A 13,439-nucleotide genomic window follows, 5' to 3' on the forward strand; every position below is an offset into this window, starting at 1 on the left:
AGCGCAGCGCGGCGCTCCCCCGCGCCCCCGGCCCACCGTCCGCCCGGGCCTGCGGATCGCGCGGCACGCCCCGCAGGGTCGGCCCCGCCGGAGCGTACTCGGGGAGCGGGCCGAGCACGTCGAAGACCTCGATCGGCTCCCCGTCGGCGGTGAACGCGGGGACCGCCGGCTCGCGTTCTCCGACGCTCCCCTCGATCTCCCGCAACCGCGCCAGGGCCCGCGCGGCGCTCTCGGGCCGCTCGCGCGGGTCGGCGCGGGACAGCGCGCCCACCAGGTCCCACAGCGGACCGGCTCCCACCGGCGCGGTCGGCGACTCGTCGGGCGGAGCCTCGTGGCCGGTGAGCAGTTGCCACGCCAGCACGCCCAGCGCGTACAGGTCGCGCCGCACGTCCGGCGCCGCGCCGAGCGACGCCTCCGGCGGCAGGTAGCCCGGAGTGCCCACCACGTGGCCGGACTCGGTCAGCCTCGGTCCCTCGCGGGGCAGCGCCAGGCCGAAGTCGCCCAACAGGCAGCGGGGCATGTCGTGTCCGGTCACATCGAGCAGCACGTTCGCCGGTTTGATGTCGCGATGCAGGAGGCCCACCGTGTGCACGTGGTCCAAGGCGTCGAGGAGTTGGCCGAGAATCGCCGCCGCGTACGGCTCCGGCAGCGCGCCGTAGTCGCGGATCAGCGACTCCAGCGACCCGCCCGCGAACAACTCCATCGCGATCAGGACATCGCCGTCGGCCACCCACGTGTAGGGCGACGCGACATGCCGGTGCTCCAGCCGGAAGCCCTGTTCGCGCACCACGCGCAGCAGTAGACCCGCGTCGGCCGGACGCACCAGCTTGGCGGCACAGTAGCCGCCCAACCGATGGTCGAACGCCCGCCATACCGAGCCGGACATTCCGGTCCCGACCGGGTCGACGAGGGTGAAACGGCCGGCGAGCGGTGAGGGCACGGCGTCACCCTAGCGCAGGGGTTCCGGCCCCTCTTCACCCCGTTACCCGTGGGTAGGCCCGGGTTCGCGAACGCGATCCGGATCATCGTCGTCACGCGATCGGGACGACGCGGATTCCGGGGCCGCGCCGGGGCGTTCCGGGGCGCCTGCGGGCTATGCGTCGGACGGCCGCGAGCGCAACGAGCGCATCCGGTCGCGAACCGCCTCGCACCCGGGGTCGTCGGGCACGGCCTCGTAGGCGCGCAATACGACCGAGCCGAGACCGTACGCGGACTCCGGCTCGGCGACGCGCAACCACGAGTAGTGCGCGTTCCTGGCCATCCGGGCGGTCTCCTCGGGCCGGTCGACCCGGGCCAGTGCGGCATCGGCGTACAACTGCACCGCGAGTCCCGGCCGATCGGTCATCAGCGCCACATACGCGTGCACCTCGCGCGCGGCGGGCACGGCCCGACGATCATCCCCCGCCTCGACGGCCGCATCGAGGGCGGCGGCAAGCGTCATCGCCCGCTCACCGTCGCCGGCCCGCAACAACCGCGCGATCTCGGCAACGCTCCGAGCCTGCTCGACGGTCGGCCCCGGCGCATCCACCGAGGCGGACGGTCGCGAGGTACCCCGCATCGGGGCTTCGGGGGCGCCCAACGCGGTCGTCGGCCCGCTTGGTTCGCCGAACCGCGGGGCCGGTGCGGTGGTGGCGTCCGGGCCGCGCTTGCGTCGGCCGGGGCGCGAGCGCCGCTTGTGTGGTGGGGCGGCCGGGTCGTTCGCCGCGGCCACCTCGCCGTTCTCGGCGACGATGAGCGGGAACACGGTGCCGTCCGGCTCGACGGCGGTGGCCCGCACCGGACGGCGCAGGAGGCGTGCGGTCGCCGCGGCGGCCTCCAACGCGGCCGCGCGCGGGTCGACGCCCGGCGGCACCGGAACCTCGGTCCCGTCCACCCGGACCCTGCCGTCCGTCGACAGTTCGATGCGGACGACGGGCCACGCGGGCACCGGGGAAGGACCGGTCACGAGGGCTCCTTCGGTCGGGCGAAGCGCGGTAGGCGGGGCGCGGCGCGGGCGGCACGGTCCGGCGGGGCCGATCCGGGAGTCGGCATCGGCATCGCGGCGTCGACATCGGCTTCGGTCGCGATTTCGGTCAGGGCTTCGATTCCGGCTTCCGCGCCGCGGCGGACGGCGGCAACGACCCGGGCGCGCCCGGCCCGCCGGTCGCGCACACCAGCCCGCCCGGTGCCACCTTCATCCCGGGTGTTCCGTCGATCACGGTCACCACGAGCACGCATGAATCGGCGGTCACGGGATCCCCCGAGAGCACGGCGTCCATCGTGTCCGTCGCCGGGAACGCGGTCTTTTGGTAAGTGCCGGACGGACTCTGCGCGATGGCCAGATATCCCGCGATTCCGTCGGTACGCGTGGGCGCTCGCCAGGTCACCCGGATCCCGCCCTCGACGGGGTGTCTGGTCACCTGTCGCGGCTGATAGGCGGCAAGCAGTTCGCCGGTCACCGGACTCACGGTGCCGGACGCCTCCGAGCCGGGCGCCCCCGAGGTGCCCGGCCCGGAAGACGTCGACCGCGCGGGGGACGCCTCGTCGGCGGAGTCGTCACCACCGGTCAACACAACGGCGGCGACGACGGCGCCGCCGACCAGGAGCAATGCCGCGAGCACGAGTCTCCCCCGAGACCCCCACTCCCGATCGGCGAACTCCTCGCCGTGGCGGCCCCGTTCGTCCGGAGCCGTAGGTCGGCCATACCCGAACGGCAGGTCCTCCCCCGCCGGTGTTCCCGGTGCGAGCGGGATCGGCGGCGGTGCGACCGCCCGTCGAGATGTGCGATCCGACCTCCGGACGCGCACGGTGTCCCCCTGGATGGCTTGGCGAGTGAGCGGGTCGAACACCCGCGTCGACGCCCGGGGCGGCGACCGACCGTCGGCCCGACGCCCCACGATCCCGGTGGAACCCATGGGAAGTGTAGAAACCGCCCGGCGCGACCGATAGGCCGATTTCCGCGCGACGACCCGCCCGCTGACACGCGATCCGGCTGATCCCCCACCCACGCGGTGCCGCCCGGTCAGAGGCGGCAGCTGATCTCCATCCCGTCCTCGACGGGAAAGCTCACGCTCTCGTAGCCGTTGCCCGGGTCGCGTACATAGTCCAGGTACGGCTGCATCGAGCTCTGGTCGATGTCGTCGGCCACCACGAGCGTGCCCGGCCGCAGGCGCGGCTCCAGCAGGCGCAGCACCGGCAGGCACAGGTCCTTCCAGCCGTCGAGCAGCACGAAGTCGGCGGGTGCGTCCAGTGCGGCGAGGGTGTCGAGGGCGTCCCCCTCCAGCACGGTGATCAGGTCGTCCACGCCGGTCTCGGCGAACGTGCCGCGGGCCGCGGCGATCTTCTCCGTGCTGAGTTCCGTGGTGAACACGCGTCCGGCGCCGTTGTCCCGCAGGGCCGCGGCCAGGTGCAGCGTGGAGATCCCGAACGACATGCCGAACTCGACGACCGTCGTCGGGCGCGTGGCCCGGATCAGGTTGTAGAGCAGCACACCGCCCGCGGCGGAGATCGGCATGTGGATCGCCGCGGCGGCGTCGGCCTTCTCGTGGGCCGACATCGAGGCGTAACCGGCGGGCAGCGTCGCGGCAATGGCGTCGTCGCGCTCGGCCAGTCCGAACATCCGGTCGAGGGCGGTACGGATGCGGGGGTCGGCAAGCGTGTGGGTGAATGTCATGGCACCTAGAATAGACGCAACGTCGCGTCTACACTAGCGCCTCTTTCCGGATGCAATACCCTCGACCCGAGGAGGCGAGATGACATCGAGGACACCGGGCGCCGACGCCCGCACCACCACCGTCGGCGGATCGGGCGCCCCCGGCGGATCGACTCGACAGCACCACGGCAACCGACACGGGCGCAGCGAACAGGCACGCCGGGCGGTGATCGAGGCGGCCGACGACCTGCTCGCCGAGAAGGGCTTCGCCGGCGTCACGATGGAGGGCATCGCCGCCCGCGCCGGCGTGGCCAAGCAGACGGTCTACCGGTGGTGGAGCACCAAGACCGACGTGCTGATGGACGCCTTCCTCGAGGATGCCGCCGAGGACCTGACGGTGCCCGACTCCGGAGACCTCGCCCGCGACCTGCGCGACTACCTGCGCCGGCTCGCGTACTTCCTCGCGAAGTCCGACTCCGGCGCCGTCTTCCGCGCGCTGATCGCCCAGGCCCAGCACGATCCGGCGTTCGGCCGCGACTTCCGCGCCGGATGGCTCGACGCGCAACGCCGACGCGATCGCCTCGCCCTGGAACGCGCCATCGCCGACGGCCGGTTGCCCGCCGACCTCGACACCGCCGGCGAGGCCGACCGGCTGGTGGGCCCGCTCTACTACCGCGTCCTGGTCACCGACGAGCCGATCGACGCCCCCTACACCGACGCCCTCGTCGAAGCCTTCCTCGACCACCACGCACGCCCCGCAACCCCCTGACCGCTCGTCGAGGCGGAAAGCCGGGCGTCGAGCACCGATTTCGCGCGCTCCCCCCCCCACACCGGCGGGAAGACCGCCACACGCCGACCGCCCGCCGGAAACACCGGCCCGCTCGGGAGGGCTCGGCCAAGCGCGGAGCGGTGGCGTGGCGACGTGGTGCGTCGTGCGGACAACCGGGGCGGCCCGGGACACGCGGCGTGGGGAGGTCGGCGAGGGAACGTGGCCGGGTCCCCGGGTCATGGGCCGGCGAGTTGCTCCACGCGGCTGTGGAGGTGGGCTACGTAGTCTTCCGACTCCGGCTTCATCAGCACGCTGCGGAGGATTCTGGCTCCGTTCGCGTCGGCGGTGAGTTTGGGGTGGCGGGTTGTCAGGCGGTCGGCGTCGATGCGGAGTGTGCTCAGGAAGATCGGGTCGTCGCCGTCGCGCATGCCCTCGTGCAGGACGCGGACGGCGGCCTCGTCGACGCGCGCGAGGGTGTACGGCGAGGTGATCGGGAAGTAGCTCACGATGTCCAACTCCGGGGGCTGGTACAGCTCCAGCCGGTCGGACGCCTCGATCGACTCCGCCCAGCGCAGCGCCGCACGTCGACCGGCCGCCAGTGACCGCCCCAGGCCTTCGCGGGTGGGCGGCAGCAGTTGGAAGGTCAGCCACAGCGCGGCCGCCGCCGCGCCGGCGCGTGAGCACTCCAGGCTGATCTCGCCGAGGTGCAACTCCTCGGAGGTGAAGTAGGTGTAGGGCGAGTCGTGCAGATAGAACCGCCCGACCGACGGGTCGCGGAACAACACGGCTCCGCACCCGTACGGCTGGAGCGCGTGCTTGTGCGGATCCACCACGATCGAGTCGCACTCGGCGATGGCCCGCCACGGCGCGGCCGGCAGCCCCTCGGGGCCGTCCAGCCCGGCGAGCAGGGTGAAGAATCCCCCGTAGGCGGCGTCGACATGGATCCGTACGCCGTAGCGCTCGCGCAACTCCAAGGCCTCGTGGATCGGTTCGACGGCGCCGAGGCCGGTGGTGCCCGCGGTGAGCACGACCGTGCCGACCCGACCGGTCCGCAGCAGTTCCTCCAGCGCGTCGAGGTCCATGCGGCCGAGATCGTCCACCGGTACGGGGTGGCCCTCCACGCCGAGCACGCGGCTCATCCGCCCGTGGGTGTAGTGGGCCTCGGTGCTGTACGCGATGCCCTTGCCGGGGTGGAGTTCGCGTGCCACGAACAGTGCTTCGAGGTTGGCGATGGTCCCGCTGGTGGTGAGGTGTCCGAGGTGGGTGTCGTACCCGAACATGTCGGCGAGTTGCCGTACGACCTCTCGTTCCATCTCGGCGGTCGCGGGCCCTCCGTCCAGGGCGTGGTTGTTGGGGTTGATCAGCATCGCGGCGAGATAGCCCACGACCGCCGCCGGATGCGGGGGCTTGAGCATCTGACCGGCGTAACGCGGGTGGAAGAAGGGGTAGTTGTCGGTCAGCCGCTCGGTGAATGTGGCGAAGACCTCGGCGAACCGTTCGTCGTCCACGTCCAGGGCCGGATGGCCCGGGTAGGACCCGAACCCGGCGGCCCAATGCTCGTTGGATGTCACGGCGGCCTCGAGCCAGTGGCGCAGATCCATACCGTTCTCCTCCGGAGATTGTTTGATGCCAAACAAGCTAGGCCGCGCACGAAAGCCCGGTCAAGGCGCCCGACATATGCCCCGGGCCGAGCCCGCGGACCACGATGAAGGATCTTGATGAAGATCGTATTTTCGGCGCGTTGCCGAGGCTTTCGAGACGGGTGTCGCAATAGTGGGGACGTTCGACCCATTCCGCCCCGAGAGAGAACACCCATGACGCACCCAGGGATCCCACGGTCACCGGCACCGGCACCGGCACACCCCGTCCGCCAACTCCGTCTCGTCGTCGAGGCCGAAGACTTCGAAGCCGCGCTCGCCTTCTACCGTGACGCCCTCGGCCTGCCCGAGGAGGCCGCCTATTCCGGCGACGGCGGGGCCCGTGTCGCGATCCTCGACGCCGGTCGGGCCACGTTGGAGATCGCGAACCCGCAGCAGAAGCGGATGATCGACGACGTCGAGGTCGGCCGCCAGGTCGCACCCCGGATCCGGGTCGCCTTCGAGGTCGCCGACGGCCGGGCCGTGACCGATCGCCTCGTCGACGCGGGCGCCACCCAGGTCGCGCCCCCGACGGTCACGCCGTGGCAGTCCCTGAACTCCAGGCTCGACGCACCCGCCGATCTGCACATCACCGTCTTCCAGGAACTCGCGGACGAGACCGCCGAAAACTCCGAAGACACCGAAACCGATGCCCCCGCGCCGACGACCCCGCCCGACTCCTGACCCGCCCCGCGCCGAGCGCTCCACACCCTCCGCCCCGCCCGGCTCCGGCCGATGCGCCCCATTCCTGCGCAGTCGCGGACGGTGTTCTCCCCGGGGCGACAACCGGTTAACCGGAACGTGGCATTCGGGTCCCTCGACCGCGATTGGCTGCCTGTGGCCCGGTGGTCTCGACCGGGTCGGCCATTGCGCGAGGTCCCGCCGCCGTACTCCGATCGGTGGATCCTCGCATGCGTCGAGGAGCTGAAGTCCCCGTGTCACCACCCCCCATGGGCGTACGCCCGGCCCATCCCCGCCCCTCCCATCCCCGCCCGGCGGCGGCCGCGCTCGCCCTGACCACCCTGCTCGTGGCCGGCCTCACCGCGACCGCCCCGGCGGCCCTGGCCGACGAGGCGCCACAGACCGCCGCGAGGCCGCAGGCGGGCGGCGGCGCCGCCGACGGCCTCGTGCTCGACCGTCCCGGCGAGTCCGTCGTCACCCGCCGGGAGGTCACCCCGATCGCGCCCGGCCTGACCCGGACGTCCTTCGACCGCATCGGCCGGGCCGGCTGGATCCGCGGAAACGTTTTGGTCGCCGACCTGAACACCAAGGGCCTGAGCGTCGACTACCTGTCCTCGGGCAAGGTGACGACCCGGCAGACCGTGTCCGAGCAGGCCCGCAGCGCCGGGGCGGTCGCCGCCATCAACGGCGACTACTTCGACATGAACGCCTCCGAGGCCCCGCTCGGCGCCGGCGTCTCGCGCGACAAGGGCCTGATCCACGCGCCGGTCGAGGGGTGGAACCAGGCCGTGACCGTCGGTGCCGACGGACTGGCCCGGATGGCACAGGTGTTCCTGGAGGGCAAGGCCACGCTGCCCGGCGGCCGGGAGGTGCCGCTGTCGGGCGTCAACACCTACAGCCTGCCCGAGGGCGGCGTCGGCGTGTTCACCTCGGCGTGGGGCAACGCGTCCCTGGCGCGGGTCGCGGGCGGTTCGGGCAACGTGGTCGAGGTCGAGATCCGCGAAGGCCGCGTCGTCGCGGTGCGCGACAGGCTCGGCGGCGGACCGATCGCCGACGGCAGCACGCTGCTGGTCGGTCGCGACGGCGGCGCCGACCGGCTGCGCGAGCTGAAGGCCGGCGACCCGGTCGGCATCGGCTACCGGCCGCGCGCCTCCTTCGGCGAGGTCGCGGTCGCGGTCGGCGGCCGCCAGGTTCTGGTCCGCGACGGGGTCGCCACCGACTTCGGCGAGAGCGACGGCAGCGACCCGAACGCCCGCACCGCCGTGGGCTTCTCGGCCGACGGCAAGCGCATGTACCTGGTCACCATCGACGGCCACCAGGCCGACAGCCCGGGCATCAACCTGACCAACCTGGCCGTGTTGATGCGGGACATGGGCGCACACAACGCGCTCAACATGGACGGCGGCGGCTCCGCCGACATGGTCGCGCGCCTGCCCGGGCAGGTGCGGTCCGGCGTGGTGGGCAGCCCCTCGGACAACGGCGGCGAGCGTCCGGTGGCGAACGGCCTGGGCCTGTTCACCACCCCCGGCTCCGGCGAGACGCGCGGCTTCCGGCTGCGACCGGCCCCGACGGTCGACACGGGCGTGCGGGTGTTCCCCGGGCTGCACCGGACCGTACGCGCGCTGCCGCACGACGAGTCGTTCGGAGCGGTCAAGGGCGCGGTACCCAAGCCCAAGTGGTCGACGGACACGGCCGCGAAGCTGACCGTGGCCGGCAACGGCACCGAGGCGGTGCTGACCGGGCGCGCGTCCGGCCCGGCGTCGGTGACGATCAAGGCCAAGGGCGCCGAGGACGCGAAGTTGCCGCTGACCGTGCTGGGCGAGCCCGTGCGCGTCACCGCCGGCGACGACCCGGTCGGCCTGGCCGCCCCCGGCGCCACCGCGCACCTGGCGGTCACCGGCTACGACGCCACCGGCCACGCGGCGCCCGTAGAGGCCGCCGACGTCGAAGTCACCGGCGGCGAGGGCATCGTCGAGGTCACCCCCGCCCCCGACGGCACGCTGAACCTGGAGGCGCTCGCCGACGGCCGCTCGGCCACCCTCAAGCTCACCGTCGGCACACTGGAGGCCGCCGTCGCGGTCACCGTCGGCATGACCGAGAAGTCCTTCGCCGACTTCTCCGACGCCGCCGCCTGGAAGTCGGGCAACGACCGCGCGCCCGGCGGCTCGGTCGCCCCCGCGCCCGGCCCCGACGGCAAGCCGGGTCTGTCCCTGGCCTACGACTTCACCAAGTCGACCGGCACACGCGGCCAATACGCCATCGCGCCCGAGGGCATCGTCCTGCCCGGCCAACCGCGCGCGGTCACGATGTGGATCGAGGGCGACGGCAACGGCGCCTGGCCGCGCATCCAGTACCGGACGGCGGCGGGCGTGGTGTCCAACCTCGACGCCCCGATGGTCACCTGGAAGGGCTGGCGGAAGGTCGAGTTCCCGGTCCCGGCCGGGGTGCAATACCCGCTCACCTTCCAGCGGTTCCGGCTGATGGAGACCGACGCGGACCGTCGGTACACCGGCCGGCTCGGCCTGAGCGACCTGCGGGTCCAGGTGCCGCCGGACGTACAACTGCCCAGGCAGCCGTATGTCAAGGATCCGGTGATCCTCACCAACGGCACCGTCGACGCCAAGCCGCTGCGCGTGGCGGTGATGTCCGACGCCCAGTTCGTGGCCCGCGACCCGAACAGCGACCGGGTGCGGGACGCACGCCGCACACTGCGCGAAGTGGCGGCGGCCAAGCCGGAGTTCATGGTGATCACCGGCGACTTCATGGACGAGGCCTCGCCCGAGGACTTCGCGCTCGCCCGCAAGCTGCTCGACGAGTTCGACCAGTACACCAATCGCACCATCCCGTGGCACTACGTGCCGGGCAACCACGAGGTGATGGGCCCCGGGAACATCGCCAACTTCAAGGCCGCCTTCGGGGAGACCTCGAAGGTGTTCGACCACAAGGGCACCCGCTTCGTCACCGTGGACAGTTCCCTGGGCACGCTGCGCGGCGGCGGCTTCGAGCAGGTCGCCCGGCTGCGCAAGGCGCTGGACGACGCGGCGAAGGATCCGAACATCACCGGTCTGCTGCTGTTCGACCACCACCCCACCAACGACCCCCTACCGGACAAGGGCAGCCAACTCGGCGACCGCAAGGAAGCCCGCATGGTCGAGCAGTGGCTCGGTGCGTTCCGGGCCGACAGCGGCAAGTCGGCGGCGATGGTCAGCGGTCACGTCGGCGCGTTCCACGCCGCGAGCGTCGACGGCGTGCCGTACCTGATCAACGGCAACTCGAGCAAGGGCCCGGCCGCCGAGCCCGATCGCGGCGGCTTCGTCGGCTGGACCATGCTCGGCATCGACCCCGCCAAGGGCCGCGTCGCCGACCCGTTCGCGGTGCCGACCGACGACGCCGCGTGGCTGCGCGCCGAGGTCAGGCCGTACGCGGAGTCGGTCGCTCTCCGGGCGCCGGCTACGCTGGGCGTCCTGAACACCCAACCGGTCACCACCACGATGGCCCAGGACGGCCGCACCGTCCCGGTCGCCTGGCCGGTCACCGCCCAGTGGGCCGGCACCGGCGTACACATCGGCTCGCCGGCCTCCGCGCCGCGCGGCGCGATCGCGGCCTACGACCCGGCCTACGGCACCCTGACCGGCCTGCGCCCCGGCGTGGCCACACTCACCGTCACGGTCGGCGGCGTCAAGGCCGAACAGTCGGTCAAGGTCGGCGACTTCGACCCGGCGGCCTGCACCACCACGATCCGCGGCACCACCGCGAAGCCCCTGGCCGTCACGTCGGGCATCACCTGCCTGGACAACGCCACGGTCAAGGGCCCGATCCTGGTCCAGCCCGGCGCCGGCCTGGTGGCCACCAACTCCTCGGTCAGCGGGCCGATTTCCTCCCGAGGCGCGACCGCCCTCATCCTCGCCGACACCACCGTCGGCGGCCCGGTCGCGGCAAGCGGCACCACCGGCCCGGTCATGCTGCTGTGGTCCCGACTCGGTGGCCCGGCCGACCTGAGCCTCAACCGGGGCATCACGGTAGTCGCCGGCAACACCGTTGCCGGACCGCTCAGTTGCCGCCTCAACACCCCGCCGCCCACCAACGGCGCCATCCCCAACAGGGTCTCCGGACCGAAGTCCGACCAGTGCGGCGCCCTGTAACCCCCTCCCCCGCAGCCGCATCGGGTCCGGTGGACACACGGCACCATCACCGCGTCCCACACGACCGCACCCAACGGTCGTGCGGGACCCGGCCGTTCCCACGTAGGCGGGCAATCCCGCGCAAAGTCTTGACTGGTATAGACCACTGGTATTGAGTAAGCCCCGCACCATCCCGTCCAGGGGCCTCGAACGAGGCAGGCGCCGGTCCCGGCACGGCAGTCGAAGTACCCGCATCGGTACTTCCGTCGATCAGGCGCGGCGGCTTTCGCGCGCCGGGGAGTGGGCTTTCCATGGCGAGAAAACGAATCATCGGCTTCCTGCTGGCCATCGCGATCGTGGGCATGGGGGCGGCGGCGCTGCCCTTCACCTCGACCGCCGCCGCCGCGAGTTGCGCGGCCGGATGGAACGCGTCGGCCGTCTACACGGGCGGCGCCACCGCCTCGTACAACGGCCACAACTGGGGTGCCAGGTGGTGGACCCAGGGCGAAACCCCCGGGACCGCCGACGTATGGACGGACCAGGGCGCGTGCGGAGGCGGCGGCGGCACCACCGGCGGCTCCACGGGTGGCGCCACGGGTGGTACGACCGGCGGTGGCGGCACCTGTACCTACCCGGACTGGGTAGCCGGCCGGTCCTACGCGGTCGGTGACGTGGTGCGCTACACCAACGGCAACTACTACCGGGCCAAGAACGCCAACCCGGGCTACGACCCGGTGATCAGCACCTGGTACTGGGAGCCGTACTCGTGCAGCGGATCCACCACCGGAACCACCACCGGATCGACCACCGGAAGCACCACCGACGGCAGCACCGGCGGCAACGGCGGCAACCCCGGCGACTTCGTGGTGAGCCAGGCGCAGTTCGAGCGCATGTTCCCGAACCGCAACCCGTTCTACACGTACGCCGGCCTGACCGCCGCGCTCGCCTCCTACCCGGGCTTCGCCAAGACCGGCAGCGACACGGTGCGCAAGCAGGAGGCGGCGGCGTTCCTGGCCAACGTCAACCACGAGACCGGCGGCCTCGTCCACATCGTCGAGCAGAACACCGCCAACTACCCGCACTACTGCGACGCCGGTCGGCCCTACGGATGCCCCGCCGGCCAGGCCGCCTACTACGGACGCGGCCCGATCCAACTGAGCTGGAACTTCAACTACAAGGCGGCGGGTGACGCGCTGGGCATCGACCTGCTGCACAATCCCAACCTCGTCCAGAACGATCCGGCCGTCGCCTGGCAGACCGGCCTCTGGTACTGGAACACCCAGAACGGTCCGGGCACCATGACCCCGCACAACGCGATGGTCAACGGTGCGGGCTTCGGCGAGACCATCCGCAGCATCAACGGCTCGCTGGAATGCAACGGCGGCAATCCCGCGCAGGTGCAGAGCCGGATCAACAGCTACCAGTCGTTCGTGTCGATCCTGGGCACCACACCTGGGAACAACCTGAGCTGCTGAGTCGGACGGGCGGGGCGCGGCGGACCGGCGATCGGCCCGTCGCGCCCCGCCCGCACACCTACGCACACCAGCGCGGCACACTCACCCCGAACCGCGCCCGCGCCCCCCACGCGCACCCCGGCGTTCGGCGGCGTCGAAGCGGGCGAGCGCGCGGGCTCCCGGCTCCAACGCCCGGACCAGGCTCCACAGTTGCGTATCCGACAGGCCGCCCACCCCGTCGGCGATCTCCTCCGCCGCGTCCTGGGAGATCTCCTCGGCCACCGCGTCGAGGGCCGCCCGGGGCCCGAGCTTGCTCACCGCCGCGGCCGCGCGGGCCGGCGTGAGCAGCGTCGCGGCCCGGACCAGCAACCACGCCGGCACCCCGGCCGCGCCCTCCGGCGGTGCCACGTGCGGCCGGGAGCCGGCGAAGCGGCGGTCCTCGGCGAAGCCGTCCTGCTTCACCTTGACCACCGGGCGGGCCCCATCGTTCTCCCACCACTCCCCGGTCGGCTTGAGCACATACCCCTCGGCGAGGTTGCCCTCGATGCGCGGCAGCCCGAGCAGCCCCGGGACCAGGCTCGCGAACACACACGACAGATCCCGAGCGAGTGCGCCGACCCGTGCCCGAGCACCGGCACACAGCGCAGCCCCGCCTCGGCCGCGCTCGCCCGCAGCGCGCGGTCCGCGATCCAGCACCGCCCGTCCGCCGTCTCGACCGCCGCGTCGAACACCAACCAGTGCAGGTCGGGGGCGTACCAGACGCCGGTCTGCACCGGCTCGCACGCGGGATCGGCCGGGACGTCGGGATGCGGGTAGCAGCCACCGGCCAGTTCGCCGTACACGGTCACCGAGGCCGTCTCACCCCACACCGCCCGCAGCGACGCGGCGAACCGCGTCGCGCCCACGGCCAACCCCGGCCAGATCCTCGCGACCCCGAAGAAGTCGTCGAGCAGTTCGTCGGACAGCAGCTCGCGCCGCTTGGCCGGCCGCACCCCGGAGCCGTCGCACACCACCGCGAAGTGTGCCCCGTGCACCTTCTCCGCCGCCACCCACTCCCGCCCGCCGCCCGCCCCGGGCCGCGCCTTCGCGGACATCTTCGGGTACGGCCGCAGCGCGGAACCCCCGTACATGGCCTGTGACATGGCG

General features: G+C 72.5%; 10 protein-coding genes and 1 pseudogene. 4 read left to right on the top strand and 7 right to left on the bottom strand.

Translation table 11 applies throughout. The annotated features are described in order from the left end of the window. Window positions 1–379: 379 nt before the first annotated feature. The 4 genes and pseudogenes from B4N89_RS53620 to B4N89_RS44020 all read right to left on the bottom strand — a co-directional run. Window positions 380–886, bottom strand: a pseudogene (locus B4N89_RS53620) (serine/threonine-protein kinase); the annotation flags it as partial. Window positions 887–1,093: 207 nt separating this feature from the next. After that, window positions 1,094–1,945, bottom strand: coding sequence for a hypothetical protein (locus tag B4N89_RS44010; protein WP_143658304.1), 852 nt, complete (start codon window positions 1,943–1,945; stop codon window positions 1,094–1,096). Window positions 1,946–2,072: 127 nt separating this feature from the next. Further along, window positions 2,073–2,600: a hypothetical protein gene (locus B4N89_RS44015; RefSeq protein WP_078982220.1), complete on the bottom strand. Its 528-nt coding sequence runs from the start codon at window positions 2,598–2,600 to the stop codon at window positions 2,073–2,075. Window positions 2,601–3,001: 401 nt separating this feature from the next. Then, complete coding sequence (locus tag B4N89_RS44020) at window positions 3,002–3,652, bottom strand: O-methyltransferase (protein WP_078982221.1); 651 nt, start codon at window positions 3,650–3,652, stop codon at window positions 3,002–3,004. A 79-nt stretch (window positions 3,653–3,731) separates the two neighbouring features. On the opposite strand from B4N89_RS44020, the gene B4N89_RS44025 reads away from it, so the two are divergent. Continuing rightward, a complete protein-coding gene (locus B4N89_RS44025; RefSeq protein WP_078982222.1) occupies window positions 3,732–4,400 on the top strand; it encodes a TetR/AcrR family transcriptional regulator in 669 nt (222 codons plus the stop codon). A gap of 236 nt (window positions 4,401–4,636) precedes the next feature. Here B4N89_RS44025 and B4N89_RS44030 read toward each other — a convergent pair whose 3' ends face one another. Then, complete coding sequence (locus B4N89_RS44030) at window positions 4,637–6,001, bottom strand: pyridoxal phosphate-dependent decarboxylase family protein (protein ID WP_078982223.1); 1,365 nt, start codon at window positions 5,999–6,001, stop codon at window positions 4,637–4,639. 213 nt (window positions 6,002–6,214) lie between these two features. Here B4N89_RS44030 and B4N89_RS44035 point away from each other — a divergent pair, with 213 nt between their 5' ends. From B4N89_RS44035 to B4N89_RS44045, 3 genes are all read left to right on the top strand, one after another. Continuing rightward, on the top strand, window positions 6,215–6,721 hold the full coding sequence (locus B4N89_RS44035; protein ID WP_078982224.1) for a VOC family protein: 507 nt from the start codon (window positions 6,215–6,217) through the stop codon (window positions 6,719–6,721). 251 nt (window positions 6,722–6,972) lie between these two features. Beyond that, entirely contained in the window at window positions 6,973–10,860 is a 3,888-nt protein-coding gene (locus B4N89_RS44040; protein ID WP_143658305.1) for a phosphodiester glycosidase family protein, read from the top strand. A gap of 290 nt (window positions 10,861–11,150) precedes the next feature. Continuing rightward, entirely contained in the window at window positions 11,151–12,314 is a 1,164-nt protein-coding gene (locus tag B4N89_RS44045) for a glycoside hydrolase family 19 protein (RefSeq protein WP_078982226.1), read from the top strand. Window positions 12,315–12,395: 81 nt separating this feature from the next. Here the strand turns inward: B4N89_RS44045 and B4N89_RS50390 are convergent, their stop codons facing one another. Together B4N89_RS50390 and B4N89_RS44055 are read right to left on the bottom strand one after the other, a co-directional pair. Next, entirely contained in the window at window positions 12,396–12,764 is a 369-nt protein-coding gene (locus B4N89_RS50390; protein WP_078982227.1) for a hypothetical protein, read from the bottom strand. After that, window positions 12,752–13,435, bottom strand: coding sequence for an RNA ligase family protein (locus B4N89_RS44055; protein ID WP_143658306.1), 684 nt, complete (start codon window positions 13,433–13,435; stop codon window positions 12,752–12,754). The genes B4N89_RS50390 and B4N89_RS44055 overlap by 13 nt, the downstream gene beginning before the upstream one ends. Between the last annotated feature and the right edge of the window lie 4 nt (window positions 13,436–13,439).

This window comes from Embleya scabrispora (assembly GCF_002024165.1).
GTDB classification, from domain to species: domain Bacteria; phylum Actinomycetota; class Actinomycetes; order Streptomycetales; family Streptomycetaceae; genus Embleya; species Embleya scabrispora_A.

Coding starts and splice junctions, on each gene's coding strand:
- B4N89_RS44055 (WP_143658306.1), bottom strand. CDS start 13,435: ATGTCACAGGCCATGTACGGGGGTTCCGCGCTGCGGCCGTACCCGAAG.
- B4N89_RS44025 (WP_078982222.1), top strand. CDS start 3,732: ATGACATCGAGGACACCGGGCGCCGACGCCCGCACCACCACCGTCGGC.
- B4N89_RS44045 (WP_078982226.1), top strand. CDS start 11,151: ATGGCGAGAAAACGAATCATCGGCTTCCTGCTGGCCATCGCGATCGTG.
- B4N89_RS44035 (WP_078982224.1), top strand. CDS start 6,215: ATGACGCACCCAGGGATCCCACGGTCACCGGCACCGGCACCGGCACAC.
- B4N89_RS44030 (WP_078982223.1), bottom strand. CDS start 6,001: ATGGATCTGCGCCACTGGCTCGAGGCCGCCGTGACATCCAACGAGCAT.
- B4N89_RS44020 (WP_078982221.1), bottom strand. CDS start 3,652: ATGACATTCACCCACACGCTTGCCGACCCCCGCATCCGTACCGCCCTC.